Raw genomic sequence first — 26803 nt, 5'->3', positions numbered from 1 at the left:
CTGAGCCAGACGCCATGCGGCGGCATCTGTTGACTTCCCGATAAAATCGTAATTGATTACGTATATCGTAAATTGACCTCTGTCCAGTCCGGCGGAAAATGGCCGGCAAAACGAGGGTAGGGAACGCCGCCATGACGCAAACTGCCACGGCCTCTTGTCCGTTTTCCGGTGAGATATCGCCGACCGGCTGTCCGGTGTCCCATCACGCCGCCGCTTTCGATGCCTTCGAGGGGCCGTATCAAATCGATCCGGCGGAGGCGCTGCGCTGGGCGCAGGAGAGCGAGCCGGTCTTCTACAGTCCGAAGCTCGGCTACTGGGTGGTGACGCGCTATCAGGACGTGAAGGACATTTTCCGCGACAACATTCTGTTCTCGCCGTCGATCGTGCTGGAGAAGATCACGCCGGCGCCGCCGGAGGCGCAGACCATCCTGGCGCAATATGGCTATGCCATGGACCGCACGATGGTGAACGAGGACGAGCCGGCGCATATGCAGCGTCGCCGCCTGCTCATCGAATCCTTCGCGCCGGACGAATTGAAGAAGCAGGAAGCGGACATCCGCCGCCTGACCCGCGAATATATGGATCGCTTCATCGACAAGGGCCGCGCCGATCTCGTCGACGATATTTTTCGCGAAATACCGCTGACCGTCGCGCTGCACTTCCTCGGCGTGCCGCAGGACGGCATCGACGAGCTGCGGCAGTTTTCCGTCGCGCATACGGTCAACACCTGGGGGCGGCCGACGCGCGAGGAGCAATTGGGCGTCGCCGATACGGTGGGCCGTTTCTGGCAGGCGGCCAATCGCATTCTCGACGAGATGATGCGCGATCCCTCTGGCACCGGCTGGATGCATTTCTCCATCCGTCAGCACCACAAACATCCCGATGTGGTGACGGAATCCTATCTGCGCTCGATGATGATGGCGATCCTCGTCGCGGCGCATGAAACCACGTCCTATGCCGCGACCAATGCCTTTCGCCTGTTGCTGTCGGATCGCAATGCCTGGAACGAGCTGTGCGAAAATCCGGGTCTCATTCCCAATGCGGTGGAGGAATGCCTACGCCGCGCCGGTTCCATCGTCGCCTGGCGGCGCCTGGTAACGGCGGATACGAAAGTCGGCGGCGTCGATATTCCGAAGGGTTCGAAGCTGCTCATCGTCATGGCCTCGGCTAATCATGACGAGCGGCAGTTCGAAAATCCCTTCAGTCTCGATCTGCATCGCGGCAATGCGATCGATCATCTTTCTTTCGGCTATGGCAGCCATCAATGCATGGGCAAGAATATTGCCCGCATGGAAATCCGCATCTTCCTCGAAGAGTTCATCAAGCGGCTGCCGCATATGCGGATGGAGCCGCAGACATTCGAGTTTCTGCCGAACACGTCTTTCCGGGGCCCCAAACATTTGTGGGTGACGTGGGATCCGAAGGAAAATCCGGAGCGTCGCGATCCAGCGTTGTTGGGCCGGCATCAGGATTTCAAGATCGGCGCGCCGTCGAAGCGCGAGATCGCGCGGCCCTTGTGTGTCAAACAGATCCATCACGAGACGGATCAGGTAATACGGCTGGTGCTGGAAGACCCGCATGGGCGCGATCTGCCGAACTGGACCGCGGGTTCCCATATCGATGTGGTCGTCGATGGTCTCGACCGGCAATATTCGCTGTGCGGCGACCCGGCATCTCCAACCTATGAGATCGCCGTTTTGCGCGAGGAGAGCGGACGCGGCGGGTCGAAGTTCATTCACGATCAGGTCAAGGAAGGGATGATCCTGCGCACGCGCGGGCCGTCGAACCGTTTCCGTCTCGATGAAACGGCTGAGGGTGCCGTGCTGATCGCGGCCGGTATCGGCATCACGCCTATCATTGCGATGGCCGACCGTTTGAAGGCGCTCGGCAAGCCTTATGAACTTCATTATGCGGGACGTTCGCCGGACGAGATGGCTTTGAGCGAACGCGTCCTGCGCGATCATGGCGCGCGCCTGCATCAGTATTGCAAGTCGCAAGGGCGCCGGCTCGACCTTGCAGCCGTCATGAACGCTCTGGCACCGGGCTGGCAGGTCTATGCTTGCGGTCCCGAACGTCTGCTCAGCGAGATCGAGACATTGGCCGAAGGCTGGCCCGATGGCCGTCTGCATGTGGAACATTTCAGCGGATCGGGCCTGCTGCTCGATCCGTCGAAGGAGATTTCCTTTGAAGTCGAACTGCGCGATTCCGGCCGCACGTTGCACGTGGCGCCAGATCAAACCTTGCTGCGTGCGCTGCATGCCGCCGGTGTCGATGTCGCCTGCGATTGCGAGGAGGGTTTGTGCGGCTCATGCGAAGTCGGTGTCATCGAGGGCGATGTCGATCATCGCGATATGGTGCTGACACGCGTCGAGCGGTCAGAGAATCGCCGTATGATGGCTTGTTGCTCGCGAGCACGACAGGGCAAATTGACTTTGTCGCTGTGAGCCAATCGCACAGTCTATGCCTTTGAAATGTTGGTGTAACTGTTTTGTCTCGGCGATGTCGTCTCGAACGCACATTGCAACGTCAATGTCAGGACTGATAGGTTCGACGTGAAGCCGCGCGCAAAGCATGCGTGCGGCAGGATGAAGGCAAGATAGCGCAGAATGGGTATTTTACCGGCCGTTCCTCGACCGAGTGAAGCCGCTTCGCCGGAACCTTTCGCCATCGATGCCACGATCACGCTCGAAGACCGGATCGCAGCGGCGCTTTTTCTCTATCGCGATCTCTTTGCCACCGCGCGGCGCCGCTGGCTGATGGTTCTGGCTTGGATCGTGATCGTCCTGCTCTTCGTCATGGGTTTTCAAGCCTGGGAGGGAAGCGGCAAGGACGGTTTGCAAGCCTTCGCCACACGATTCTTTTCCGATCTGACCGGCATCCCCGGCTTGCCGCTGCCGCTTATCCTGGTGCCGGCGGCGATCTACTATCTTCTTCAGCCTGCTATCGTTCGCCGTCGGTTGCGGCTTTGGTATCGCGACGAGAAGCTCGATCAACCTTTCACGGGACACTATCGATTCGAGGCCGGCGGTCTTGTTTCGGCGACTGCCGATCAGACCAGCGTGACTGCTTGCCGGCGTCTTGGTGGCATCGCGGAAACCGCTGGCCATGTCTTCATCCAACTCAAAGACATTGAGGACGTGATCGTTTTGCCGAAGCCGCAGCTCTCGCCGGATCAGGTGGAGAAGCTGAAGGCCTGGGCATCGCTCTGCCATGTGGACGGTCCAGGCACGACGTTGCCGGCCCCTGAAAGTGAGACATCCGGCGAACCGAACCTGACGATCCGTTTCGTGCCGACGGAAGCCGATCGCGCCGCGACGCTGACGTGGCAGCAGGAACGACCCGGAATGCGACGGCGACGCTGGCGTGGTTTCGCGATGGCATTCCTTGTCGCCGCGGCGATTCCGCCTCTGCTGATTGTCTTCGCCTGGCTGCTGGATCCGCAGCGCGTCCCGCTTCGTTATACGGTACCGCTCTTTGCCGAAATGTTCGTCACCGATTTCTGGAAATGGATTCTCGGCTTCTGGGCCATCATCGGCGTGATCGTCCTGCTTCATCCCTGGATGAGGCGATCGCATGCCCGTCAGATCAGCAAGCAGCTGCATAAGCGCTTGCGATACTACGAGACGGAATTCCGTTTCTATGTCGATCATCTCGACACGCTGCAGGACGGCCTGCACAATCGCTTTCGTTGGGCCGCTTTCGACGGCCTTGAACGCAAGGATGATTATTTTCTGCTTCGCTTGCGCCTGGGCGAGCCGCTGACCGTGCCGATGCGTGCGTTGGATGGCGATCGTCTGGCGATTTTCGAGCGGCTGGTCAAAGATCACATCGAGACGGCCGGCAACAAGATAGGGGAAACGGCATGAGGACTCTCGCCCTTGTCGTCGCACGTGCCATTGCTGGTGTCTTGCTTGTCTTGCCGGTGGCGCATGCCGAGACCGTGTCACTGCCTTACGATTTGATGATTGATCTGCCGGAGGGATGGCGTGTCGATGGCCCCGAGCAGGGTAAGCTCGGCACCGATGGACTGCGGCGCGTGCAATTGATTTGCGCCACCGAGGCTTGTGAGAAGACCCAGGAGACCTGCACGGTGCTGATGCGTCGCAAGCCGATCGAAGGTGATGACGATGCGGCCAAAGTGCGTGCGCTTTATGAATCGCCTTTCCAACGCTATTTGCGGCTGCGCGCCGTGCTGCGGAATACGCGCCGCGATGCTGAGATTTTGAAGCCGCTGGAGCTCGTCAAGATCGGCGAGCGGGATTGGTATCGGGTCGAGACCGATGCGCGCCACAATTATAAATCCGGCTTCTTCGCCGAAACCGTCGTGAACGGTCTCTATGTCGGCACCATCTGCAAATCCTGCGAGACTGGCGCGGTTCGCCATCAGGACGGCCTGCGGATTTTGACGAGCTTGAAGCTGCGGGCCTTGAAAGCCGCTGGCGCGCACTGAATGGAGAGGCTGATCGCCGCACGGCTGGCGTCAACTCTGCAATAAAACTGTCACAGACGACCGCTACGGGGGACAAACTCTGTCTCCTAACGGAGTTTCTCATGCGTCGCTCAGTTCTCACTCTGGGGGCGCTGTGCGCCCTTGCGCAAGCCGCCGTTGCAGCCGATCGTCCGCACAATGTCGTGCTCTTCGTCGCCGATGGTCTGCGACCCGGCATGGTGAATGAGAAGACCGCGCCGGCCATCGCCGCGCTGTGGAAGCAGGGCGTGCATTTCACCAACACGCATTCGATGTTTCCGACATTCACCACCGCCAATGCCTCGGCCATGGCGACCGGTCACAAGCTCGGCGACACCGGCGATTTCAGCAATACGATCGATGCGGGCTTTCAGGTGCCCGGTGCGGGCACTAGCCTGACGCCGTTCCTCGAAAGCGATCCGGTGCTGGCCGATGTCGATGAGCATTTTGCCGGCGATTATCTCAATCAAGAAACCGTGATGAAGGCGGCGCGTCAGGCCGGCATCAGCACGGCGACCGTCGGCAAGCTCGGCCCGGCCTTGATCTTCGATCACACTGAACGGTCCGGCGGACAGACCGTCACCATCGACGACATGACCGGCCGGGCGGGCGGCGTGCCGCTGAGCGCCGAGGTGCAGCAGCGGTTGAAGACGGCCGGTCTTGCGCTCGAAGCGCCGGGCCGTGGCGACAATGGCCAGGTCGGCGACATGCAGAAGCCTGGCACCTTGCAGGCCAATGTCACGCAGCAGGACTATTTCCTCAATGCGGCGACGAAAGTGGTGCTGCCGCTGTTCAAGGTGCGGGCCAAGCCGTTCATGCTGGTGTTCTGGTCGCGCGATCCCGATGGCACTCAGCACAATCAGGGCGACAGCCTCAACCGGCTGATCCCCGGCATCAATGGCCCGACATCGCTTGCCGCCATCCGCAATGCCGATCATGATCTGGCGGAACTGCTGGCGACGCTCAAGACGCTCGGTCTGGACGAGACGACCGATGTCATCATCACGGCGGACCACGGCTTCTCGACCATTTCGAAGGAGAGCGCGACCAGCTTTGCCGCGACGCAGGGCTATAAGGATGTGCTCCCCGACTTCCTGCCGATCGGCTTCCTGGCTATCGATCTCGCTCACGGGCTCGACATGCCGGTGCTCGACCCCGATGCCAAATATGTGTCGATTGCCACAGGCGCCCATCCTTCGAAGGGCAATGCCTTGATCGGTGGCGATCAGGCGCATCCGAAAGTGGTGGTCGCGGCCAATGGCGGCTCGGATCTCGTTTACATTCCCGATGGTGATCGCAATCTGGCGCGCCAGGTCGTCGATATTCTGTCGGCGCAGGATTACGTCAGCGGCCTGTTCGTTTCCGACGATCTCGGCCCCATTCCCGGCACCTTGCCGATTTCCGCCATCGATCTAAAAGGCTCGGCCGTCACGCCGATTCCCTCGATCGTCGTCAACTTCCGCAGTTTCTCGACCGGCTGCGCCGATCCGCTGACCTGCGGCGTGGAAGTGGCCGATACGGTGCTGCAGCAGGGGCAGGGCATGCACGGCAGTTTCAGCCGCTCGGATACGGCCATTATCGGCGGCGCCCTGGGGCCGGATTTCCGCAAGGCCTTCGTCGATCCGGCGCCCGTCAGCAATGCGGACATCGGCAAGACCATGGCGCGCATTCTGGGGCTTCATATCAAGGATGTGGGCAAGCTCGTCGGTCGCGTCACCAGCGAGGCGATGCCGAATGGCGGCATGCCGAAATGGCAGTCGACCGTGCAGGTTTCGGCGCCGGATGCCCGTGGCCAGGTCACGAAAGTGGCGATGCAGGTTGTCGGCACGACCCGCTATTTCGATGCCGCCGGCTATCCCGGCCGCACGCTCGGCCTGCCGGATCAGCCGCTTAGCCGGCGTTGAGGTCAGTGAGGGCAGGGGTTGGCTGCTGCAGTTTTGTGACAAACGGCACATCTTTTTGCCCTCCTGTCATGCTCTGTCTCAAGATAAGGGAGTGCTGCATGACCCGAAGTGACGATCTCAATCGGATCGCCGACCGGCTCTGGGAGGCCGGCGGCGACGACCGCAAATATGCTGGTGTTGCGCGCGACGCCGCCGAAAAGTTGGCGCGCGACCGCTGCGACGTGTGGCTCGCCGTCAAGGTGGACGTGCTGGTGCGCCGGCTCTGTGCCCAGGGCAAGATGGAAGAGGGGCAGGCACTAGCCGAAGCCGCTTTCATTCTGCGCGCCGAGAAGATGCGCGGCGATCACGCGCAGGCTGCCTGATATCGGCAGCCGCGAAAGCTCTTATTTCATATGGTTTTTTCGCGCTTATTTGAGTTCAACACGAGCGATGACTGTCATCAGATTTCCAACTTTTTAGTTGATGGTGCCTGCAACGCGCGCTTGAATTGCGCGTTGAATGCAGGGATCGCCAGGGCTGGCCATCAAGAGCCATATCCAAAACCGGCAGAACGCGTCACGGAGAGGCGGAGGCTCATATGAACGACCGCATTACCCGACTGGTGCAATTGTCGCAGCGTCTGAATTCGGCCGAAGAAAATTTCACCGTGGAAGCGGAAGCCGTCCGGACTGCCGCCACCCGCTTGGCCGAGGGACAAGGTGACGCCCGGCTCGCCGGCGTCATGGATCATCTCTTCAAACATATGCGGGCCCGCGCCCGGCTCGACGACGGCCAGCTCTTGGCCGAGACGTCGCTGCTGCTGCGCCGCCGGGGTGCTTCCAAAGCCGGCTCGGTTTCGGAAGCGGCTTAAGTCGCGCTTCCAAAAACGTCTGGCAAAAACATCTGGATAGGTCAGGTGAAACTGACTATCCTGGGCCTTTCCTGTGTGACATTGATCACACCGTTGATCTTTAACGGTCTTTCACAAGCTTGTGTTCCGCATATGCGGCGCGGCCGCCCTAATTTGGCCCGACTGTTCGTTCCTTTTTAAGCATATCAGGGTACATCACCGTTGTTCGCGGCGGTTTTGCAGGTCGCCGGAGTGTTGAACGCACGGCAGACGTACCGGTACGAGGTTCAGTTCCCGTGTAATCGCGCCCGCTTTTCGCGAGCGTTTTTTATAACGGTGATTCAAGTTTCTGGAGCAAGGCTTTGGGTGACAACATGAAATCAATTTCGCGGCGCGCCTTCAATTTGGGCTTTACAGGCGCGGCGCTGGGGCTCCCCCTGGCTTCCGCCTTCGCGGCTTCCGACGGTTTCGATACGGGCCAGGCCGAATGGCAGCAGAAATTCGATGGCGATGCGCGCCTGCGCGTGCCGCGGTCCGAGACCCCGTTGCTGTCGCAGCAGACGATGTCCGGCACCGAACAGGCCATTGCCCAGTACCAGCAGCTCGCTTCGCGCGGCGGCTGGCAGACGGTGCCGTCCAATGCCACGCTCAAGATTGGTTCGCGCGGCCCGGCCGTCGTGGCCCTGCGCCAGCGCCTGATCATCACCGGCGACCTCGACCGGCAGGCCGGCGATTCTCCGGTGTTCGACTCCTATGTGGAAGCCGGCGTGCGTCGCTTCCAGGCGCGCCATGGCATCGGCCAGACCGGCGTCGTCGCCAAGCAGACGTTCACCGAAATGAACGTGCCGATCCAGACCCGCATTCGCCAGCTCGAGATCAATCTGGTGCGTTTGCGTGCTTTCTCCGGCAATCTCGGCAGCCGCTTCGTCACCCTCAACATTCCCGCCGCCGCCGTCGAGACGGTCGAGAACGGTCAGATCGCCACCCATCACCAGGCCGGTGTCGGCAAGATCGATCGTCAGTCGCCGGTCATGCAGGCGCGTGCGCTGTCGGTTAACTTCAACCCGTTCTGGACGGTTCCTGCCTCGATCATCCGTAAGGATCTGATCCCCAAGATGCAGCAGGATCCGAACTATCTCACCGAGAACAAGATCCGCATCTTCACCCGCCAAGGCCAGGAACTGCAGCCCGCGCAGGTCAACTGGAACTCCAACGAAGCCACGAATTACATGTTCCGCCAGGATCCTGGTGGCGAAATCAATTCGCTCGGCTTCGTGCGCATCGACATCGCCAATCCGCATGGCGTCTACATGCACGACACGCCGGCCAAGGGCATTTTCGGCGACGACTATCGTTTCGTCTCCTCGGGCTGCGTGCGCGTGCAGAACGTGCGCGACTATGTCGCTTGGCTGCTCAAGGACAATCCGGGCTGGGATCGTGACAAGATCGACGAAGCGATCCGTTCGGGCCAGCGCATCGACGTGCGCCTGACGCCGGCGGTCAACGTTTATTGGGTCTATGTCACCGCCTGGGCGAACGAGAATCTCGTTCAGTTCCGCGACGACATCTATCGCCGCGACGGTTTCGGCGGCGGTGCGGTGGCGCAGAGCGCCCCGATCAACAATGCCAATGCGGCTGACGAGGATCTGCTGCCGCCGATTCGCTAAGCTTTCTTTGATTTGAAACGACGAAGCCCCGGACCGAGAGGTCCGGGGCTTTTTGTTCGCGCGTTCTCGCGGGCTCATAAAAATCGCATGACGATCGTATTATTACGTCCGTAAATTCATTGCGAAGCCCTTGCGGGTTGAATAGGCTGACGGCCTGCTTCCCTGAGGATATGCCATTGCTCGCAAGATCAGCGCGCATCGCCATAGGAGCTCTCCCCCTCGCGGGATGCAGTGCCGTGCTCGATCCGCAGGGTCCCGTCGGGGCAGCCGAAAAACTCATCCTCTACAATGCGCTTGCGATCATGCTGGTGATCGTCGTGCCGACGATCCTGGCGACGCTGGCCTTCGCCTGGTGGTTCCGCGCTTCCAACAGCCGCGCGCAATATCGGCCTTATTGGGCGTTCTCCGGTACGTTGGAATTGATCGTCTGGGCGATCCCGGCTCTGGTCGTCATCTTTCTTGGCGGCATTGCCTGGTTCGGCTCGCACGCGCTCGATCCCTATCGCCCGCTGTCGTCGAACGAGAAGCCGGTCGAAGTCGAAGTGGTCTCGCTCGATTGGAAATGGCTTTTCATCTATCCGGACGATGGCATAGCTAGCGTCAACAAACTGGTCATTCCGGTCGGCAAGCCCGTCCACTTCCGCCTGACATCCTCGGGTGTGATGAACAGCTTCTTCGTGCCGCAGCTCGGCAGCCAGATCTACACGATGGCCGGCATGACCTCGCAGCTTCATCTGCAGGCCGATCGCGTGGGAACCTATGAGGGGCTTTCGGCACAGTTCAGTGGCGAGGGCTTCGCCGGCATGCGGTTCGAGACGCGTGCTCTGGCGGCGGATGATTACGCGGCCTGGATCGCCCGCACGAAAGCGACAGAGCCTCGTCTCGATCAGGCGGCCTACGCCGATCTGGCCAAGCCCAGCAGGAACGTTGCGCCCAGCACCTACAGCGCTGTCGAACCCGGTCTCTTCGACTGGATCGTGGCCGGTTCCTCATCCGTCGTCGAGAGCGGCATGGGGCATGGGGCTTCCCGATCGATGGAAAGGAAGCCGTGATGCTGGGTAAGCTCAGTTGGTCATCCATTCCGCTCGATCAGCCGATCCCGATGCTGGCATCCCTCGGTGTGGTCGTCGTCATTCTGGCGGTGCTGGGATGGATCACCGTCAAAGGCCATTGGTCTTATCTGTGGCATGAGTGGATTACGTCGGTCGATCACAAGCGGATCGGCGTCATGTATTGCCTGCTGGCGCTGGTCATGCTGCTGCGCGGGTTTATCGACGCGCTGATGATGCGCTCGCAGCAGGCCATAGCCTATGCCTCGCAAGGCTATCTGCCAGCGGATCATTTCAATCAGATATTCTCCGCCCATGGCACGATCATGATTTTTCTGGTCGCCATGCCTTTCATCATAGGGCTCATGAATTTCGTCGTGCCCTTGCAGCTCGGCGTCCGCGACGTGGCGTTTCCCACTTTCAATTCGGTCAGTTTCTGGTTGACCGCGTCGGCGGCGCTGCTCGTCAACATGTCGTTGCTGATCGGCGAGTTCGCGCAGGCCGGCTGGCTCGTCTATCCGCCGCTGTCGGAACTGAAATTCTCGCCGGGCGTCGGCGTCGATTACTACCTCTGGGCCATTCAAATATCAGGCGTCGGAACGCTTCTGACCGGCATCAATTTCGTCACCACGATTCTGAAAGTGCGCGCGCCGGGCATGACCTTGACGCGCATGCCGATCTTTTGCTGGACGGCGCTTGCCGCGAGCCTGCTCATCGTCGCCGCCTTTCCCATTCTGACGGCGACGCTCGGCATGCTCTTGCTCGATCGCTATCTCGGCTTCCACTTCTTCACGGTGGAAGCCGGTGGCAATCCGATGATGTATATCAACCTCATCTGGGCCTGGGGACATCCGGAAGTCTATATCCTCATTCTGCCGGCCTTCGGCGTTTTCTCCGAAGTGGTTTCGACCTTCTCCGGCAAGCCTTTGTTCGGCTATCGCTCGATGATCGCCGCGACGATGGCGATCTGCGTGCTCTCCTTCATGGTGTGGCTGCACCACTTTTTCACCATGGGCGCCGGCGCTGACGTCAACGGTTTCTTCGGCGTCGCCACGATGATCATCGCCGTGCCCACCGGCGTGAAGATTTTCAACTGGCTGTTCACCATGTGGGGCGGCCGGCTTCGCTTCTACACGCCGCTTCTCTGGACGATCGCCTTCATGGTGACGTTCACGATCGGCGGCATGACCGGCGTGCTGCTCTCCATTCCGCCCGCCGATTTCGTCTTGCATAATTCGCTGTTTCTCGTCGCGCATTTCCACAACGTTTTGATCGGCGGCATGCTGTTTGGCTGTTTCGCCGGCTATACCTATTGGTTTCCGAAAGCCTTTGGCTTCAAGCTCGATGAACGGTGGGGGCAGGCGGCCTTCTGGTTCTGGCTCATCGGCTTCTATGTGGCGTTCATGCCGCTTTATGTCCTCGGCCTCGAAGGTATGACGCGGCGCATGCAGAGTTATGATGTCGCGGGCTGGCAGCCATGGCTGATCGTGGCCGCGGGCGGTGCCGTCCTCATTCTATGTGGGATTCTCTGTCAGATCGGCCAGCTCGTTTACTCGATCAAGCACCGTGGCGCTTTGCGCGATACCACGGGCGATCCCTGGGACGGGCGGACGCTGGAGTGGATCACGGCCTCGCCGCCACCGGCCTATAATTTCGCGGTTCTGCCCAATGTGATGGAGGAAGAGGCCTATTGGGGGATCAAGCAGGTTGCGCTTGAGCAGCATCGGCTCACCGATCTGCCCGACTACACGGAGATTGAACTGCCGCGCAACAGCCCGACAGGCTTCGTGGCTTCCTTCTTCGCCGTGGTCACCGGCTTCGCCTTGATCTGGCACATCTGGTGGATGGTTCTGGCTGGTCTTCTGGGCGCGTTCGCCGTCTTCGTCGTCTTCGCCTGGCGCGACCGTTCGGAGTATGAACTGCCGGCCGAGCAGGTGGCGCGGAGCGATCACGAGCGGCGTCAGGCGCGCGTCGCCATGGTCGAGGGCCGCGAACCCGGAATAATGCCGATCGCGCCTCCCGACGAAAGGGAGCGCGATCCCAATCAACTGAGCCTGTGGCCCGGCGTCAATGAGGAATATCGAGGGCCGGCGTCAAAGCGGATCATCAGCGCCTATGGCTTCTGGATTTTCCTGCTGTCCGATTTCGTCATGTTCTCGGGGTTCTATGCCGCCTATGCTGTGTTGTCGCACGCGACCGCCGGAGGGCCAGGCCCGAAGGATCTTTTCGATTTAAGGATCGTGGCGTTCGAAACGGCCTTCCTGCTGGTGTCGAGTTTCACCTGCGGCATGGCGACGATCGCCAGCAATGGCCGCAATATGCTTTGGACGCAGGTTTTCTATCTGATCACAGGTCTGCTCGGCCTCGGCTTTCTCTATCTGGAATTCAGCGAGTTCGCGCATATGCTGGCGCAAGGAAACGGGCCAAGCCGCAGCGCGTTCCTGTCGTCTTTCTTCGCGCTCGTCGGATTGCACGGCGCTCATGTGACCGTCGGCCTGTTGTGGCTCGGCACGATGATGGCGCAGTTCTGGGCCAAGGGGTTCAGGCCTGACATCATGCGGCGCGGTTTGAGCTTTGCGCTGTTCTGGCACGCGCTCGACATCATCTGGGTCGGCATTTTCACCAATGTCTATCTTCTGGGAACAAGCCCATGAGCCACCATCACGATCACGCCGATTGGCACACGGATACGGCGCCTGGCGATCAAGAGGGAGACCATCGAGATGTTGCGGGCGCTGTCCGCAATTATCTGATCGGTTTCGTCCTGGCGGCCGGCCTGACGGCGGGTTCATTCTGGGTCGCGAGCGGAACGAGCTTTCTCTATACGCCTGGCGTGCCGATGGCGCTGGCGGCTCTCGCCATCGGCCAGATGGGCGTGCATCTGGCGTTCTTCCTGCACATCACGACAGGCCCCGACAACACCAATAACGTCATCGCGCTGGCTTTCGGTGTTCTGATCGTCGGTATCGTCATCGCCGGCTCGCTGTGGATCATGTATCACCTCAACGCCAACATGATGGTGCCGGGCAATCTCATGGACATGCGCATGCAGCCGGGATTGTGAAGGCTAGCAGCCGCGGCAAATGTCCTGAATCTTTTTAAGTGTATGGTCGCCGCTGTTGATCAGTTTCTGATAGGCGCGGTCCTCTTCGCGCCGGGCCGCGCTTGTCTGCGTTGGCTCCTGCATGATGGGCAAAGCATTGACGGTGAAGATGCGGGCCCCGGCCTTTTGCGCATCGGCTTCGAAATCTTTGAACGGTTGCGAGGCGCGCCAACCGTCGGCTTCCTGAGTGGTGTTGAAGGCGATCAGGAAGAATGTCGTCGGCGGTACGCCATCCACGGCGCTGGGGCTCGTGTCATGGGAGACGAGGCGGCCGTTGAAGGCGGGCAAGCTGTCGGTCAGTTTCGTGGTCAGGCCGGGAAGGGCGGCGGCATCCGTCGCGGTCGTCATCTCGATGGCGGCACAGGTGCTGATGGCGATGGCGGAACGGCGTCGTTCGCCGGGGACGTGCAGGCCGTGGCGACCATAAACGCCATGAAGGCCGCCATAGGCGCCGTGAAAACCACCGCCCATATGCCCGCCACCTCGGGCCTCCGCCAGCGAAGGACAAAGCACGAGAAGCATGAGAAGGAGAAACGAGACAGGTCTCAACATGATCATTCTCCGGTCGCTCCATGACCTGAAGATCAAGGGCTAACATAGGATTGGAGCAAGACTGCGGGCGGCGGGAAAATCCCGATCACGTTATGCGTGACCCTGACAAGCTTTGTCCTCCGAAGGCATTGGTCCCGGGCCTTTGGTCAATGCGCTACGGGCATGGCTCATCTTCGGCCAGCGGCCTTTTCAGTTCAAATACACCCGGCGCAAAATTGCCCCATCGATGCGGTAGACACGTCGTGAGTCGATGTGCCGACATTTGCGCGGGAGGATCCCGATGCCCAAGGCCATCCGTTGGCTGCTTATACTTCCCTATATCGGTCTGCTGTGGGTGCCGTTCTACAATCGGCATGATCCCGTGCTGTTCGGCTTTCCATTCTTCTATTGGTATCAGCTCGCTTGGGTTCCGCTCTCGGCGCTCCTGACGTGGATCGTCTACAGGAGCATGAACCATGACGACTGAAGTCGATACCACGGCCCTCGCGGTCTTCGTTTTCTTCTTCCTGCTCGTCACCGTCATGGGGTTTGTCGCGGCGCGCTGGCGCCGGCCGCAGACCTTGGCGCGGATCGACGAATGGGGATTGGGCGGCCGCTCCTTCGGCACCTGGATCACCTGGTTTCTCGTCGGCGGTGATTTCTATACCGCCTATACGGTGATCGCCGTGCCAGCGCTCGTCTATGTGGTGGGTGCTTATGGTTTCTTCGCCTTGCCCTATACGATCATTGTCTATCCCTTCGTCTTTCTCGTCATGCCGGTTCTGTGGAAGCGGGCGCGGGATAGGAATTACATCACCGCGGCCGACGTGGTGCATGGGCAATATGGCTCGCGGGCGCTGGAGCTCGCCGTCGCCGCGACGGGCGTGATTGCCACCATGCCCTATATCGCCTTGCAGCTCGTCGGCATGACGGCGGCTTTGAAGGCGCTGGGCCTGCATGGTGAAATCCCGCTGGCGCTCGCCTTCATCGTGTTGGCGCTCTACACCTATTCGGCCGGCCTGCGCGCGCCGGCTCTGATCGCTTTCGTCAAGGACATCATGATCTATATCGCGGTGATCGCCGCGGTGCTGCTGATCCCGTCGCGGCTCGGCGGTTACGGGCATGTGTTCGAAGCCGCCGATGCGGCCTTCAAGGCCAAGGGGGCAGGAAACCTGCTGCTTGAGGGCAATCAATATGTCGCTTATGCCACTCTCGCGTTGGGTTCGGCATTGGCGGCCTTTATGTATCCGCACACATTGACCGGCATTTTCGCGTCGAAGAGCGGCAATACCATTCGCAAGAACGCGGTGCTGCTGCCGGCCTATACGCTGTTGCTGGGTCTGCTCGCGCTGCTCGGCTACATGGGCCATGCCGCCGGCTTGAAACTGTCGAGCCCCAACGATGTGGTGCCCGAACTGTTCAAGACGCTGTTCCCGAGTTGGTTCGCTGGTTTCGCCTTCGCCGCCATCGCCATCGGCGCCTTGGTGCCGGCGGCGGTCATGAGCATAGGTGCGGCCAATCTGTTCACGCGCAATTTCTGGAAGGCTTATGTCAATCCGGCGGTGAGCGAAGCTGGCGAAGCCAGCGTGGCGAAGATAACGTCACTGGTCATCAAGGTGGGGGCGCTGCTGGTGATCTTGTTCCTGCCGACGCAGTTCGCGCTCGATCTGCAATTGCTCGGTGGCGTGTGGATCCTGCAGACCCTGCCGGCTTTGGTGTTCGGCCTCTATTCCAACTGGTTCCGGGCGCCGAGCCTGCTTGCCGGTTGGTTCGTCGGCTTCTTCGGGGGCACTTATCTCGCCTGGGATGCCGGCTTGAAACCGCTGCATGCGGTGAGCCTCGGCGGCGCGCCGGTGACGGTCTATATCGGGCTGTTGGCGCTGGCGGCGAATATCATCGTGGCCTGCATGCTGAACGTGCTGCTGCCGGGACGGGAGACGGCCAAGGCATAATGCCTTGGCCGCAACCTGGTTATTCGGCAGGCTCGCAAACGGCGGAAGCCATATCGCACTCGGCATTGTTGCCGCCCAGGACGCGTTGACCGAGCAGCACCGTCGTCAGCGCGATGAGGCTGGCGGCGACCGACACCCAGAAACCGTTCTGCGCACCGAATGTATCGACCACCCAGCCGGTGACGAAGGCGCCGAGCGCCATGCCGATGCCGATGCCGGTCATCACCCAGGTGATGCCTTCGGTGAGGAGGGCAGGCGGCACGCGCCGTTCGATCAGACCGAATGAGGTGATGAAGGTCGGCGAGACCGCGACGCCGCTGACGAAAAGCGCCAGCGCCAACACAGGCACCGTGTCGGCGATGAGTAGCGGCAGCGTCGTCACGACGATGACGGTCACCGCGACCGCCAATTGCCGTTGCAGCGGTGCTTGCAGGTTCAGCGCGCCGACGATGATGCCGACGAGGAAGGACCCGACCGCGTAGACACCGATGGCGAGGCTTGCCGCGCCCGGCTGGCCCAATTGCTTGGTGAGGGCGACCGTCGTCACTTCGGCGGTGGCAAAAATCGCGCCGATGAAGATCAAGGCGAAGGTGATGATCTGCACCGGCCGCAGCAGAATGGCCGACTGCCGTTCGCCATGTTCGATCGGCCGCACTTTCGGTTCGGTCGAACGTTGCAGAATGAAGGCGGCTGAGCCCAGGGCCAGGCAGAGGGTGGAGACGAGAACGCCGGCTTCCGGAAAGAGCGAGACGCTCAAGCCGACCGACAGCGATGCACCGGCGATATAGACGAGTTCATCGGCCACCGACTCAAAAGCGAAAGCGGTGTTGAGCTCTGGACGACCGCGAAAAATCTCGGTCCAGCGCGCCCGCACCATGGCCGGCATGCTGGGCATGGTGGCGGCAAAGAGCGCGGCGACGAACAAGGTCCAGGTGGGCCAGCGCAGGTGCGTGGCGAGCATCAGGGTGGTAAAGGCGAGGACCGAAATGAGGGTCGCCGGCACCAAAAGCCGGGTCTGGCCGTAACGGTCGACAAGGCGGGAAATCTGCGGCGCGATCAATGCGTTGGTCAAAGCGAAGGTGGCCGAGACAGCGCCCGCCAGCCAATATTCGCCGTGCGTCTGGGAGAGCATGGCGACGATGCCGATGGCTTCCATGGCGATGGGCAGGCGGGCGACGAAACCGGCGGCGGCAAAGCCCTTGGCGCCCGGCGCGCGGAAGATTTCGGCATAGGGATTGGGCATAGCCCTTGCTCCTTGGTTTCCAGAACCCTTGCGAGAGCCCTTGGAAAGTTTACATACGTTGCGTATGTTAGTGAGATAATAACATACGTCGCGTATGTCAACTGCTTGCGACAGGCCTGTGACTGGAGCTGAAATGGCGCATAAACCGCGCAAGGAAATGATCGCCGAGACGCGCGCCAAGCTGATCGCGGCGGCTCGTAAGGCGTTTGCCGAAAAAGGTTATGCTGAAGCCTCGATGGATGATTTCACCGCCGAGGCGGGGCTGACGCGCGGGGCGCTCTATCATCATTTCGGCGACAAAAAGGGCCTGTTCGCCGCCGTCGTCATGCAGATCGACGGCGAAATGAACGAGCAGCTCCATGCCATTTCGGCCAAGGCGCCCACGCGCTGGCAAGGCTTTCTCGATGAAAACCTCGGTTATCTCGAAATGGCATTGGACCCGGAAATTCAGCGCATCGTCCTGCGCGATGGTCCGGCGGTGCTGGGCGATCCGTCGCTGTGGCCGGAAACGATGGGCTGTATCACCACCATCACTGCCAGTGTCGAGCGCCTGAAGGCAGAGGGCGTGGTTGCCAATGTCGATGCGGAGGCGGTGGCCCGCCTGATATGCGGCGCCTCGACCTATGCGGCAAGTTGGATCGGCAATGCGGAGAATCCGCAAGCGGCCTTGGCGAGCGCCATTCCGGCGTTCAAGGCGCTGATGGAAGGTTTATTGCTCCGCCCTTGAGCCTGCTCAGTCGTGGGATGACGGCCATGCCCCGCCGTCGTTGCGGCTGATCTCCTGACGATGCAGGGATTCCGGCGGGAAGATCAATTTCGGTTTGTGATCTCGCGGTCGAAAGGCCCAGTAGAGGGCGCCGCATATAAGGACCAAACCGGCGATCAGACCAAGCAGGATCGAGAGCCAACTGGACATAGACTTCCTTCATCAGCGTGCATTTAGGCTGTAATCGTGTCGCGCTTCACGTTCAACGGTCAGTCGATGTTGAACATGATATCATCCATCAGCGCTGTGGTCTTTCAGAGCTCGCTCACGTGCGCTCTGACGTGGAATGTTCCCACGCGGTAGACGCAAATTCTTGCAAAGATTCCGATTGACGCCACTGGCACCGCCAGTGCTCACTCACGCTTCGCAGAACATCCGCGTTGGGGAGGATGAACATTGCCCATGAAGCGCGTGCTGATCCGTTGTGGTTGGTTGGTAACGCTCGATCCGAACATTGGTGACTTCCGGTCCGGCGAATTGCTGCTTGTGGGCAATCGCATCGAGGCCGTTGGTCGCAATCTCGGCGCGACGGCGGACGAAATCATCGATGCGTCCGACAAGATCGTGATGCCGGGTCTCGTCAATGCGCATATGCACACTTGGGAGACGGCGCTGCGCGGCATCGGCGCCGAATGGATGACGCCTGATTATCTGCGCACCATCCATCTCAATCTCGCCACCCGCTACACGGCCGAAGACAATTATCTCGGCAACCTCGTCGGCGCGCTTGGCCAGATCGATGCTGGCGTCACGACCTTGGTCGACTGGTGTCACAACATCACCAGCCTCGACATGGCGGAGCGTGCGGTGGATGGCCTGATCGACAGTGGCATTCGGGCGGTGTTCGCCCATGGCACGGCGAAACCGCCGACCAAGGAAGGCGCGGTGCCTTTCACGCATGTTCCCCATCCGCGCGAGCGCATCGAAGCGTTGCGCAAAGGACGGCTCACCAGCGACGACAACCTTGTCACGCTGGCGATGGCGATCCTTGGTCCGGACTGGGGCGCGTGGGAGGTCGTCGAACACGATATCCGCATGGCACGTGAGTTCGGCCTCGTCTCATCCTCGCACACCCGGCGGCGCGAGGATTGCGTGGTGCCGGATGGCTATCATCGCATGGCGAAAGCCGGTCTGCTTGGTCCCGACCACAATCTTGTTCACGGCACCAGCTACGACAGGCACGATATCCAGGTCATCGTGGACAACGGCGCCTCGCTGACATCGACCGTGCTGGTCGAACTGCATCATCATATCGGCGATCCCCAAGTCGCGGCGTTCCGGGAGGCCGGCGGCTTGCCGTCGCTCGGCATCGACGTCGAACCGTTCACGTCGGGCCACATGTTCCGCGAAATGCAGGCGGGATTGCTGTTCACGCGCGGCCGCGAGATCCGCAGCAATGCCCTGCGCGGCAACTCGCCGTTCAAGCAGATGCCGGTGCGCTCGCGCGAGGCGTTGGAATGGGCGACCATTGGCGGCGCCAAAGCCTTCCGCATGGATGACAAGATCGGCACGCTGTCGCCCGGCAAGAAGGCGGATGTCGTCATGCTGCGCGCCAACGACATCAACATGGTTCCGATCCACGATCCGATCTATTCGATCGTCGAGATTGCCGGGGCGGGGAATGTCGACACCGTTCTGATCGACGGGATCGTGCGCAAGCAGAACGGCAAGCTCACCTTCCCAGCCGATATGCTGGCACGGCGGGTCGAAGAACTCACGGAATCCGGGGCGCGGATCATGCGCGAAGGCGGCTATCACGTGACCGAAGCATTGCCATAGGGGAGGCGATCATGACGCACTTCACACGCCGTGCCGTTGTTGGGGGATTGTCGGCTTTGGCGGCTGTGCCCGCGCTGGCGCAAAGCGGCCGGCCGATCACCATGCTGCACGGTTTTACGGCGGGCGCGAATGTCGATCTGGTGGCGCGGCTTATCGCTGATCAGTTGAGCCGGAAGCTCGATCAATCGATCGTGGTCGAACCGCGCCCAGGCGCAGGCGGCACGATCTCGGCGGCGGCGGTGGCACGCGCCGCGCCCGATGGCACCACGTTGACGGTGTTGCCCGGCGGTCATGCGGTCTCGGCGGCGATCTATAAACAATTGCCCTATAACACCGCTGAGGATTTCAGCTTCATCAGCATGCTCACGGACTTTCCGTTCATCCTGGTGACCCATCCCAACCATCCGGCGAAGACCATCGCTGACGTGATCGCCATGGCGCAAGCCGACCCCGGCAAGCTGATCTGCGCCACCGCCGGCAATGGAACGGGCATGCATCTCGCTCTCGAACTGTTCATCTCGATGGCGAAAGCGAAAATCCAGCACGTGCCCTATCGTGGCTCGCCGCAGGCGATCACCGATCTGATGGCGGAACGCTTCGACTTCCAGATGGATACGCCGACGGCGCTGCTGCCTTTTATCAATGACGGAAAATTGCGCGCCATTGGCGTGACGGGCCCGCGACGTTTCTTTGCTTTGCCGAATGTGCCTTCTGTCGCGGAAGCTGCGGTGCCGGGATATTCGGTCACGTCTTGGCTGGGATTGGCCGGCCCTCCAGGACTGCCGGCGCCGCTCGTGGCCAAGCTCAATGCCGACATCAAGGCGATCCTGGCGGATCCGGCCGTGGTCGAACGGCTGCAGAGCTTCGGCAGCGAGGCCATGGCGACGACGCCGGAAGGCTTCAAAGCCCGGGTCGCCGACGACGTCGCCAAATGGACGAAGGTTGTCGCCGAGGCCAATATTCAGCGGATTTAGCAGGTGTGGCCGCCACCGGGGGCAACGGTCATCCAGTCCCGTTGTTCTGGCGCAGGTATTGAAAAATGGAGAATGATATCATATTTTCATTATTGATATCATTCAAGGAGGCCTGTCATGGCAGCCGTGACCATTCGGAACTTGCCCGAAGAGACGCATCGCGCCCTTAAGGAGCGCGCAGCGCGCAATGGTCGGAGCACGGAGGCGGAAATCCGCGAAATCATCGAAAAGGCGGTGCGCCCGCCGAAGCGCGTCAAGCTTGGCTCTGAACTGGCGGCGATTGGCCGGGAGTTCGGCGGGGTGGAGCTTGATATTGAGCGCGACAAAAGGCCGGCCGGCACCGTGACGTTCAAGTGATCCGTTCTCGATGATCATTCTCGACACCAATGTCGTGTCCGAGCCGCTCCGGCCGGCGCCAGAGGCGGCTGTTCTTGCGTGGCTCGACCAACAAGCCATCGAGACGCTTTTTCTCTCGACAATCAGTTTGGCGGAACTCCGCTATGGTGTTGCGGCTCTGCCTTCTGGGCGGCGCAAGGAGGGGCTCAATGCGGCCCTGGATCGCGTCATCTTATTGTTGGGCCAGCGTGTGCTGCCCTTCGATGCGGCGGCAGCCGAAGCCTACGCGACGATCCGTGCCCATTCTAAAACCGCCGGGAAAGCCATTGCCGCGGCTGATGGGTATATCGCTGCGACGGCTGCGGCCCATGGCTTCGCGGTGGCGACCCGCGATACCGGACCCTTTGAAGCTGCAGGAGTTGCCGTCATCAACCCGTGGCAGAACCCTCCGCAGGTGGGCTGAGCGGTTCTCGTCCCCATTCCTGCCTATTGTGCAGTTCAAATGACACTATATCTGGACGCGGACGGCCATTTTCTCTATTGGCTGGGCGGACCCAGGATCGAATCCGCGCCAGACGCGGGATCAGGAAAAAATCAGATGAGCCAGTCGTCAGCAGCCGTGGCCGGTCAGGCTAGGTCGAACTCTTTCTTTTCCGCCGGGCTTGCCGAAGCCGACCCCGAAATCGCTCGGGCCGTCGAGCTTGAATTGGGTCGCCAGCGCGACGAAATCGAGCTGATCGCTTCGGAAAATATCGTCTCCCGCGCCGTCCTCGAGGCGCAGGGCTCGGTGATGACCAATAAATATGCGGAGGGCTATCCGGGCCGGCGCTATTACGGCGGTTGCCAGTTCGTCGATATTGCCGAATCCCTGGCCATCGAGCGCGTTACGCGCCTGTTCGGCTGCCGTTACGCCAATGTGCAGGCCAATTCCGGCTCGCAGGCCAACCAGGCTGTTTTCCTGGCGCTGCTCCAGCCGGGCGATACCTTCCTCGGCCTCGACCTCGCCGCCGGTGGCCATCTCACCCACGGTTCGCCGGTCAACATGTCCGGCCGCTGGTTCAAGCCGGTGCCCTATGGCGTCGATCGTGAGACGCACCGCATCGACATGGATGAGGTGGCCAAGATCGCCCGCCAGCACAAGCCGAAGCTGATCATCGCCGGCGGCTCGGCCTATGCGCGCCATTGGGATTTCGCCAAGTTCCGCGAGATCGCCGATGAAGTCGGCGCGGTCTTCATGGTCGACATGGCGCATTTCGCCGGTCTGGTGGCCGGCGGCGCGCATCCCTCGCCGTTTCCGCACGCCCATGTGGTGACCTCGACCACCCACAAGACTCTGCGCGGTCCGCGCGGCGGTCTGATCCTCACCAATGATGAGGACATCGCCAAGAAGATCAATTCAGCGATCTTCCCCGGCCTTCAGGGCGGCCCGCTGATGCATGTCATCGCCGCCAAGGCCGTGTCCTTCGGCGAGGCGCTGCGTCCTGATTTCGCGCTCTACGCGCAGCAGGTCGTCACCAATGCCAAGGCCATGGGCGATGCGATCAAGAGCGGTGGCTATGACCTCGTCACCGGCGGCACCGACAATCATCTGCTGCTGCTCGATCTGCGTTCGCGCAAGCTCACCGGCAAGGCCGTCGAGGCGGCGCTGGGCCGGGCTCATATCACCTGCAACAAGAACGGCGTGCCGTTCGATCCGGAAAAGCCGTTCGTGACGTCGGGTGTGCGGTTGGGTTCGCCGGCCGCCACGTCGCGTGGCTTCGGCGCGCAGGAATTCCGTCAGGTCGGCGATCTGATCGTCGAAATCCTGAACGGTCTCGTCGCCAATGGCGAAGCCAACAATGGCGCGGTCGAGGCTGGTGTGAAGGGTCGCGTCAGCGATTTGACGAAGCGGTTCCCGATCTACGGCTGAGGCCGGCTGAAAAGGAGACAGGATGCGCTGTCCGTATTGCGGCACGCTCGATACGCAGGTGAAGGACTCCCGGCCGACGGATGACTCGTCGGCCATCCGTCGCCGTCGTGTCTGTCCCGATTGCAACGGCCGCTTCACCACGTTCGAGCGCGTGCAATTGCGCGAGCTCACCGTGCTCAAGAAGTCGGGCCGGCGCGTGCCGTTCGATCGCGACAAGCTGGCGCGTTCGTTCGAGACGGCTTTGCGCAAGCGGGCAGTGGCACCCGAGCGTGTCGAGCGCATGGTCAACGGCATCGTGCGTCAGCTTGAAAGCTCGGGCGAGTCCGAGATCGACAGCGGCAAGATCGGCGAACTGGTGATGGAGGGACTGAAATCTCTCGACAGCGTCGCTTATGTGCGCTTCGCCTCGGTCTATCGCAATTTCCGCGAAGCGCGCGACTTCGGCACGCTCATCGACGAGTTGAACGAAGAAGGCCCGGACGACAACCTCAAGCCCGTGGCGAGCGGTGAGTGAACATGCTGACGGCCGCACAGCCGCAGGATGTGGCTGCCGATCGCGACGAACATTTGATGGCGGCCACCATCGCGCTGGGCCGGCGGCAGCATGGTCTGACCGCCCCCAATCCGGCGGTCGGTGCGCTGGTGGTGCGCGACGGCGTCATCGTCGGGCGCGGCGCGACGCGCAAAGGCGGGCGTCCGCATGCGGAGACCGAAGCGCTCGCGCAGGCCGGCGAGCTGGCGCGCGGTGCCACGCTTTATGTCAGCCTTGAGCCCTGCGCTCATTTCGGCGTCACGCCGCCTTGTGCCCAAGCCACCATCACGGCTGGTATCGCACGCGTCGTCTCGGCGCTCGAAGATCCAGATCCGCGCGTCGCCGGGCAGGGGCATCGCATGATGCGCGAGGCTGGCGTCGAAGTGGTCGTCGGTGTCGGCGCGGCGCAAGCGCGGCGCGCCCATCTCGGTCATATCCTGCGTGTCACGGAAGGCCGCCCGCAGGTGACGTTGAAATTGGCGGAGACCGCCGATGGTTTTGCCGCCGGCGGCCCGCATGATCGGCGCCTGCACATCACCGGCATCGCCGCCAACAATTACGTGCAAATGCTGCGGGCCACCCATGATGCGATCATGGTCGGCATCGGCACGGTTTTGGCCGACGATCCTTTGCTCACCGTGCGTCTGCCCGGGCTCGACGATCGCCAGCCATTGCGGGTTGTCCTCGACTCCAACCTGCAACTGCCCTTGCGCTCCCGGCTGGTGACAACAGCGGCGGAAGTGCCGGTGCTGGTGATTTGCGCTGCCGATGCGGATGCGACGGCCGAGGCCGCCTTGGCGCAGGCTGGAATCGCGGTCGTGCGCGTGGCGCGTGACGACGACGGCCATCTTGACCTTGCGGCGGCGTTGCATGTGCTGGCCGGCCGGGGCGTGACTCGGGTGTTCAGCGAGGGCGGGCCACAGGTGGCCGGGCGGCTGATCGGCCTGGGCCTGGCCGATGAGTGCATTTTGCTGACCGCCCCCAAACCGTTCGCCCGCGAGGGTGTTGCCTCGTTGAGCGAAACAGCCCGGAGAGAACTCGAAGACGGCCGGCACTATCGCTTGGTCGAGGACGGTTTTTCCGGCGTCGATCGGCTGCGCCGCTACGAGCATATTTCGTAAGCCTCCACAGCGGCTTCTGGCCGCGCTTGCGCCAAGTGGCTCCGGTCTTTAAGGAAACTCTCTCGCAAGTTCGTGCTAGGCTGCGCCGCTGGGTGCCGCCGGCACAAGACCTGATTTCAAGAGTTTACCATGGCCGAACCCCGCCGCTCCACGTCGCAGCCGCTGCCGCGCGCCGATGGAGCCCGTTTTCTCATCGTCGAAGCGCGTTATTACGACGCGATCGGCGACATGCTGCTGAATGGCGCCAAGGCGGCGTTGCAGGCGGCCGGGGCAAGCTGGGATATTATCGGCGTGCCCGGTTCGCTGGAAATTCCGGCGGCGGTGCGCATCGCCACGGCGGATGGCGCCTATGCCGGTGCTTTGGCACTCGGCTGCGTTATTCGCGGCGAGACCTATCATTTCGAGATCGTCGCCAATGAAAGCTCGCGCGGGCTGATGGACCTGTCGGTGGCGCAGCAGTTGCCGATCGGCAATGGCATTCTCACGGTCGAGAACGAGGAGCAGGCCATCGTGCGCGCCGATCCAAAACAGGGCGACAAGGGTGGTGATGCGGCACGCGCGGCGCTCTCGCTCTATCAGCTCAAACGCAGCGTGGTGCGCTCATGACCGTTCGTCGTCAACGCGCCGCCGCGCGGCTCGCCTCCGTCCAGGCGCTCTATCAGATGGAAGTCACCGGCAAGGGGCTCAATGAAATCCTCGCCGAGTTCGAGACCTTCTGGATCGGTGGCGAGATCGAAGGCGTTCAGTATGAAGAGGCCGATGTCGATCTGTTTCGCGACATCGTGCAGGGCGTGCTGAAGGATCAACGTGCCATCGACCAGGCGGCCGACAAAGTGTTGCAGGAAGGCTGGCCGTTGCGTCGCATCGAAGCGGTGCTGCGGGCCGTGCTGCGCGCCGGGGTCTATGAATTGAAGAGCCGCGCCGATGTGCCGGCCCGCGTGATCATCACCGAATATGTCGATGTCGCCGCTGCCTTTCTCGCTGACAATGAAGTCGGCATGACCAATGCCGTGCTCGATCGTTTGGCGCGGCAGTTGCGCGCCGATGAGTTTCTGACGCGCGCTTAACCCATCAGGGAGGGGAGATTGGCTGCCGATTTTTCGGAAGACGATCTGATCGCGAGCTTGCTCGCGCCTCTCGCCGGCCGTGCTGGTCTTGGGTTGCGTGACGATGCAGCCTTGATCGATTTGCCCGAGGGCATGCAGGTGGTGGCCACCAAGGATGCTTTGGTGGCGGGCGTGCATTTCTTCGCCGACGATGCGCCAGATGACATCGCGCGCAAGGCGCTGAGGGTGAATGTTTCCGATCTGGCCGCCAAGGGCTCCGATCCCATCGGCTTTCTTCTGTCGATCGCTTTGACCGAGAATATTGACCGGCAGTGGATGACGGCGTTCGTGCAAGGGCTGCGCGAAGATGCGACGCTCTATCATTGCCCGCTCATCGGCGGCGATACGGTGCGCACGAGCGGTCCGCTCGTCATTTCCGTGACGGCGCTCGGCACCGTGCCGCGCGGCCGCATGGCTTTGCGCACCGGCGCCAAGGCCGGCGACATCATCTATGTGAGCGGCACGATCGGCGACTCGACGCTCGGTCTGCGCCTGCGCCTGAAGGGCGAGCGCGATGCGGGATGGGCTGGGCGATTGAGTGTCTCATCGCAGGCGCATCTGTTGCGCCGTTATCTGCTGCCGGCGCCGCGTCTCGCCTTGGCGCATGTGGTGCGCGCCTATGCGCATGGCGCCATGGATGTCAGCGATGGCCTGGCCGGCGATCTGGCGAAAATGCTGCGCGTGTCCAACGCTGGCGGCGAGGTGCGCTTGGCCGACGTGCCGTTATCGCAAGCCGCGCGCGAGGCCGTGGCGCTTGATGGCGCATTGCTCGATGTCGCCGTCACGGGCGGCGACGATTACGAAATCCTCTGCACGGTGGCGCCGCAGAATGTTGTTGCTTTCGAACAGGCGGCGAAGGGCACGGGCGTGCCGGTGACGGCCATTGGTGTCGTGACTGATGAGGTGGATGGCTTGCCGCGGTTCGTCGATGCGACAGGGGCAGCGCGCACGTTTGCGAAGGGCTCGTACAGCCATTTTTGAGCGCTTCGACCGTGGTGTCATCCCGGACGTGCCATCGGCGCGATCCGGGATGACACCAAGGCTTTGGCGATACTACAGCGGTAGGGCGTTCGTCTCCTTCAGCGTCGCCAGCACAATGGCGGTTTTCACGTGCTGTACGGAGTCGTGTGGCAGCAGCACATCGTTGACGAATTGCGAGAGCGCCTTGAGGTCGCGGGTGACGACCTTGAGGATGTAGTCCATCTCGCCAGTGAGTGCGTGGGCTTCCTGCACTTCGGGCAGCCGCGAGACGAGTTCGGCGAAGCGCCGCGCGTTGTCGCGATTGTGGGTGGCCAAGGTCACCGTGATCATGTTGACGAGACCGAAGCCGAGGCGATCGCGATTAAGGACGGCCCGGTAGCCGTCGATAAAACCATCCTCATCGAGCCGCTGGCGCCGGCGTGAACATTGCGAGGCCGAGAGGTTCACCCGTTCGGCGAGGTCATTGTTGGTGAGGCGCGAGTCGGCCTGGAGTGCCGCGAGGATCTTGCGGTCGAATTCATCTACGTGCTCATTTTCATTCATGAAAATAGCC

25 protein-coding genes and 1 pseudogene are annotated in these 26803 nt (G+C 61.5%); 23 read left to right on the top strand and 3 right to left on the bottom strand.

The window, feature by feature from the left end; genetic code table 11:
• Positions 1 to 131: 131 nt before the first annotated feature.
• From OIM99_RS17085 to cyoD, 10 genes and pseudogenes are all read left to right on the top strand, one after another.
• Positions 132 to 2444, top strand: a complete 2313-nt coding sequence (locus OIM99_RS17085) for a cytochrome P450/oxidoreductase (RefSeq protein ID WP_311851646.1) — start codon at positions 132 to 134, stop codon at positions 2442 to 2444.
• Positions 2445 to 2606: 162 nt separating this feature from the next.
• The gene (locus OIM99_RS17080; RefSeq protein ID WP_311851645.1) at positions 2607 to 3866 is read left to right on the top strand and encodes a YcxB family protein; all 1260 of its coding nucleotides are present in this window, start codon (positions 2607 to 2609) and stop codon (positions 3864 to 3866) included.
• Positions 3863 to 4450, top strand: a complete 588-nt coding sequence (locus tag OIM99_RS17075) for a hypothetical protein (RefSeq protein ID WP_311851644.1) — start codon at positions 3863 to 3865, stop codon at positions 4448 to 4450. Before OIM99_RS17080 ends, OIM99_RS17075 begins: the two co-directional genes overlap by 4 nt.
• Positions 4451 to 4551: 101 nt before the next feature.
• On the top strand, positions 4552 to 6372 hold the full coding sequence (locus OIM99_RS17070) for an alkaline phosphatase family protein (protein ID WP_311851643.1): 1821 nt from the start codon (positions 4552 to 4554) through the stop codon (positions 6370 to 6372).
• A 98-nt stretch (positions 6373 to 6470) separates the two neighbouring features.
• Positions 6471 to 6734 (top strand): hypothetical protein, encoded by a 264-nt coding sequence (locus tag OIM99_RS17065; RefSeq protein ID WP_311851642.1) that lies wholly within the window; start codon positions 6471 to 6473, stop codon positions 6732 to 6734.
• Positions 6735 to 6949: 215 nt separating this feature from the next.
• A complete protein-coding gene (locus tag OIM99_RS17060) occupies positions 6950 to 7222 on the top strand; it encodes a hypothetical protein (RefSeq protein WP_311851641.1) in 273 nt (90 codons plus the stop codon).
• 353 nt (positions 7223 to 7575) lie between these two features.
• Positions 7576 to 8868 carry a L,D-transpeptidase family protein gene (locus OIM99_RS17055; RefSeq protein WP_311851640.1) on the top strand — a complete coding sequence of 431 codons (1293 nt, stop codon included), beginning with the start codon at positions 7576 to 7578 and terminating at the stop codon, positions 8866 to 8868.
• Positions 8869 to 9038: 170 nt separating this feature from the next.
• Positions 9039 to 9920, top strand: a complete 882-nt coding sequence (cyoA, locus tag OIM99_RS17050) for a ubiquinol oxidase subunit II (protein ID WP_311851639.1) — start codon at positions 9039 to 9041, stop codon at positions 9918 to 9920.
• Positions 9920 to 11896 (top strand): annotated as a pseudogene (gene cyoB / locus OIM99_RS17045) (cytochrome o ubiquinol oxidase subunit I); the annotation flags it as partial. The gene cyoA and the pseudogene cyoB, both read left to right, overlap by 1 nt.
• A gap of 671 nt (positions 11897 to 12567) precedes the next feature.
• On the top strand, positions 12568 to 12981 hold the full coding sequence (gene cyoD / locus OIM99_RS17040; protein WP_311851638.1) for a cytochrome o ubiquinol oxidase subunit IV: 414 nt from the start codon (positions 12568 to 12570) through the stop codon (positions 12979 to 12981).
• A gap of 3 nt (positions 12982 to 12984) precedes the next feature.
• Here the strand turns inward: cyoD and OIM99_RS17035 are convergent, their stop codons facing one another.
• Positions 12985 to 13572, bottom strand: coding sequence for a DUF1330 domain-containing protein (locus OIM99_RS17035; protein ID WP_311851637.1), 588 nt, complete (start codon positions 13570 to 13572; stop codon positions 12985 to 12987).
• A 280-nt stretch (positions 13573 to 13852) separates the two neighbouring features.
• On the opposite strand from OIM99_RS17035, the gene OIM99_RS17030 reads away from it, so the two are divergent.
• Together OIM99_RS17030 and mctP are read left to right on the top strand one after the other, a co-directional pair.
• A complete protein-coding gene (locus OIM99_RS17030; RefSeq protein ID WP_311851636.1) occupies positions 13853 to 14038 on the top strand; it encodes a DUF3311 domain-containing protein in 186 nt (61 codons plus the stop codon).
• Entirely contained in the window at positions 14028 to 15503 is a 1476-nt protein-coding gene (mctP, locus tag OIM99_RS17025) for a monocarboxylate uptake permease MctP (RefSeq protein ID WP_311851635.1), read from the top strand. Before OIM99_RS17030 ends, mctP begins: the two co-directional genes overlap by 11 nt.
• A gap of 19 nt (positions 15504 to 15522) precedes the next feature.
• Here the strand turns inward: mctP and OIM99_RS17020 are convergent, their stop codons facing one another.
• Positions 15523 to 16746 (bottom strand): MFS transporter, encoded by a 1224-nt coding sequence (locus OIM99_RS17020; RefSeq protein ID WP_311851634.1) that lies wholly within the window; start codon positions 16744 to 16746, stop codon positions 15523 to 15525.
• Between the two features lie 133 nt (positions 16747 to 16879).
• Here OIM99_RS17020 and OIM99_RS17015 point away from each other — a divergent pair, with 133 nt between their 5' ends.
• The 11 genes from OIM99_RS17015 (at position 16880) to thiL (ending at position 26250) form a co-directional block, all read left to right on the top strand.
• Positions 16880 to 17473 (top strand): TetR/AcrR family transcriptional regulator, encoded by a 594-nt coding sequence (locus OIM99_RS17015; protein WP_311851633.1) that lies wholly within the window; start codon positions 16880 to 16882, stop codon positions 17471 to 17473.
• Between the two features lie 441 nt (positions 17474 to 17914).
• Positions 17915 to 19291, top strand: coding sequence for an amidohydrolase family protein (locus OIM99_RS17010; RefSeq protein ID WP_311851632.1), 1377 nt, complete (start codon positions 17915 to 17917; stop codon positions 19289 to 19291).
• 11 nt (positions 19292 to 19302) lie between these two features.
• The gene (locus OIM99_RS17005; RefSeq protein WP_311851631.1) at positions 19303 to 20265 is read left to right on the top strand and encodes a tripartite tricarboxylate transporter substrate binding protein; all 963 of its coding nucleotides are present in this window, start codon (positions 19303 to 19305) and stop codon (positions 20263 to 20265) included.
• A gap of 117 nt (positions 20266 to 20382) precedes the next feature.
• Entirely contained in the window at positions 20383 to 20622 is a 240-nt protein-coding gene (locus OIM99_RS17000; protein WP_311851630.1) for a FitA-like ribbon-helix-helix domain-containing protein, read from the top strand.
• A 10-nt stretch (positions 20623 to 20632) separates the two neighbouring features.
• The gene (locus tag OIM99_RS16995) at positions 20633 to 21064 is read left to right on the top strand and encodes a type II toxin-antitoxin system VapC family toxin (protein ID WP_311851629.1); all 432 of its coding nucleotides are present in this window, start codon (positions 20633 to 20635) and stop codon (positions 21062 to 21064) included.
• Positions 21065 to 21199: 135 nt separating this feature from the next.
• The gene (gene glyA, locus OIM99_RS16990; RefSeq protein ID WP_311851628.1) at positions 21200 to 22510 is read left to right on the top strand and encodes a serine hydroxymethyltransferase; all 1311 of its coding nucleotides are present in this window, start codon (positions 21200 to 21202) and stop codon (positions 22508 to 22510) included.
• A gap of 22 nt (positions 22511 to 22532) precedes the next feature.
• On the top strand, positions 22533 to 23024 hold the full coding sequence (gene nrdR / locus OIM99_RS16985) for a transcriptional regulator NrdR (RefSeq protein ID WP_311851626.1): 492 nt from the start codon (positions 22533 to 22535) through the stop codon (positions 23022 to 23024).
• 2 nt (positions 23025 to 23026) lie between these two features.
• Positions 23027 to 24163, top strand: coding sequence for a bifunctional diaminohydroxyphosphoribosylaminopyrimidine deaminase/5-amino-6-(5-phosphoribosylamino)uracil reductase RibD (gene ribD, locus OIM99_RS16980; RefSeq protein ID WP_311852279.1), 1137 nt, complete (start codon positions 23027 to 23029; stop codon positions 24161 to 24163).
• A gap of 129 nt (positions 24164 to 24292) precedes the next feature.
• Positions 24293 to 24769: a 6,7-dimethyl-8-ribityllumazine synthase gene (gene ribH / locus OIM99_RS16975; protein ID WP_311851625.1), complete on the top strand. Its 477-nt coding sequence runs from the start codon at positions 24293 to 24295 to the stop codon at positions 24767 to 24769.
• Positions 24766 to 25230, top strand: a complete 465-nt coding sequence (gene nusB / locus OIM99_RS16970) for a transcription antitermination factor NusB (RefSeq protein WP_311851624.1) — start codon at positions 24766 to 24768, stop codon at positions 25228 to 25230. Before ribH ends, nusB begins: the two co-directional genes overlap by 4 nt.
• An 18-nt stretch (positions 25231 to 25248) precedes the next feature.
• Positions 25249 to 26250 carry a thiamine-phosphate kinase gene (thiL, locus tag OIM99_RS16965; RefSeq protein ID WP_311851623.1) on the top strand — a complete coding sequence of 334 codons (1002 nt, stop codon included), beginning with the start codon at positions 25249 to 25251 and terminating at the stop codon, positions 26248 to 26250.
• Between the two features lie 72 nt (positions 26251 to 26322).
• Here the strand turns inward: thiL and OIM99_RS16960 are convergent, their stop codons facing one another.
• Complete coding sequence (locus OIM99_RS16960; RefSeq protein ID WP_311851622.1) at positions 26323 to 26793, bottom strand: Lrp/AsnC family transcriptional regulator; 471 nt, start codon at positions 26791 to 26793, stop codon at positions 26323 to 26325.
• Positions 26794 to 26803 lie beyond the last annotated feature (10 nt).

This window comes from Methylocella sp. CPCC 101449 (assembly GCF_031921685.1).
GTDB lineage: Bacteria > Pseudomonadota > Alphaproteobacteria > Rhizobiales > Beijerinckiaceae > Terripilifer.
The sequence above is the reverse complement of the archived record's forward strand: the minus strand, read 5'-3'. Positions and strand labels throughout refer to the sequence as shown.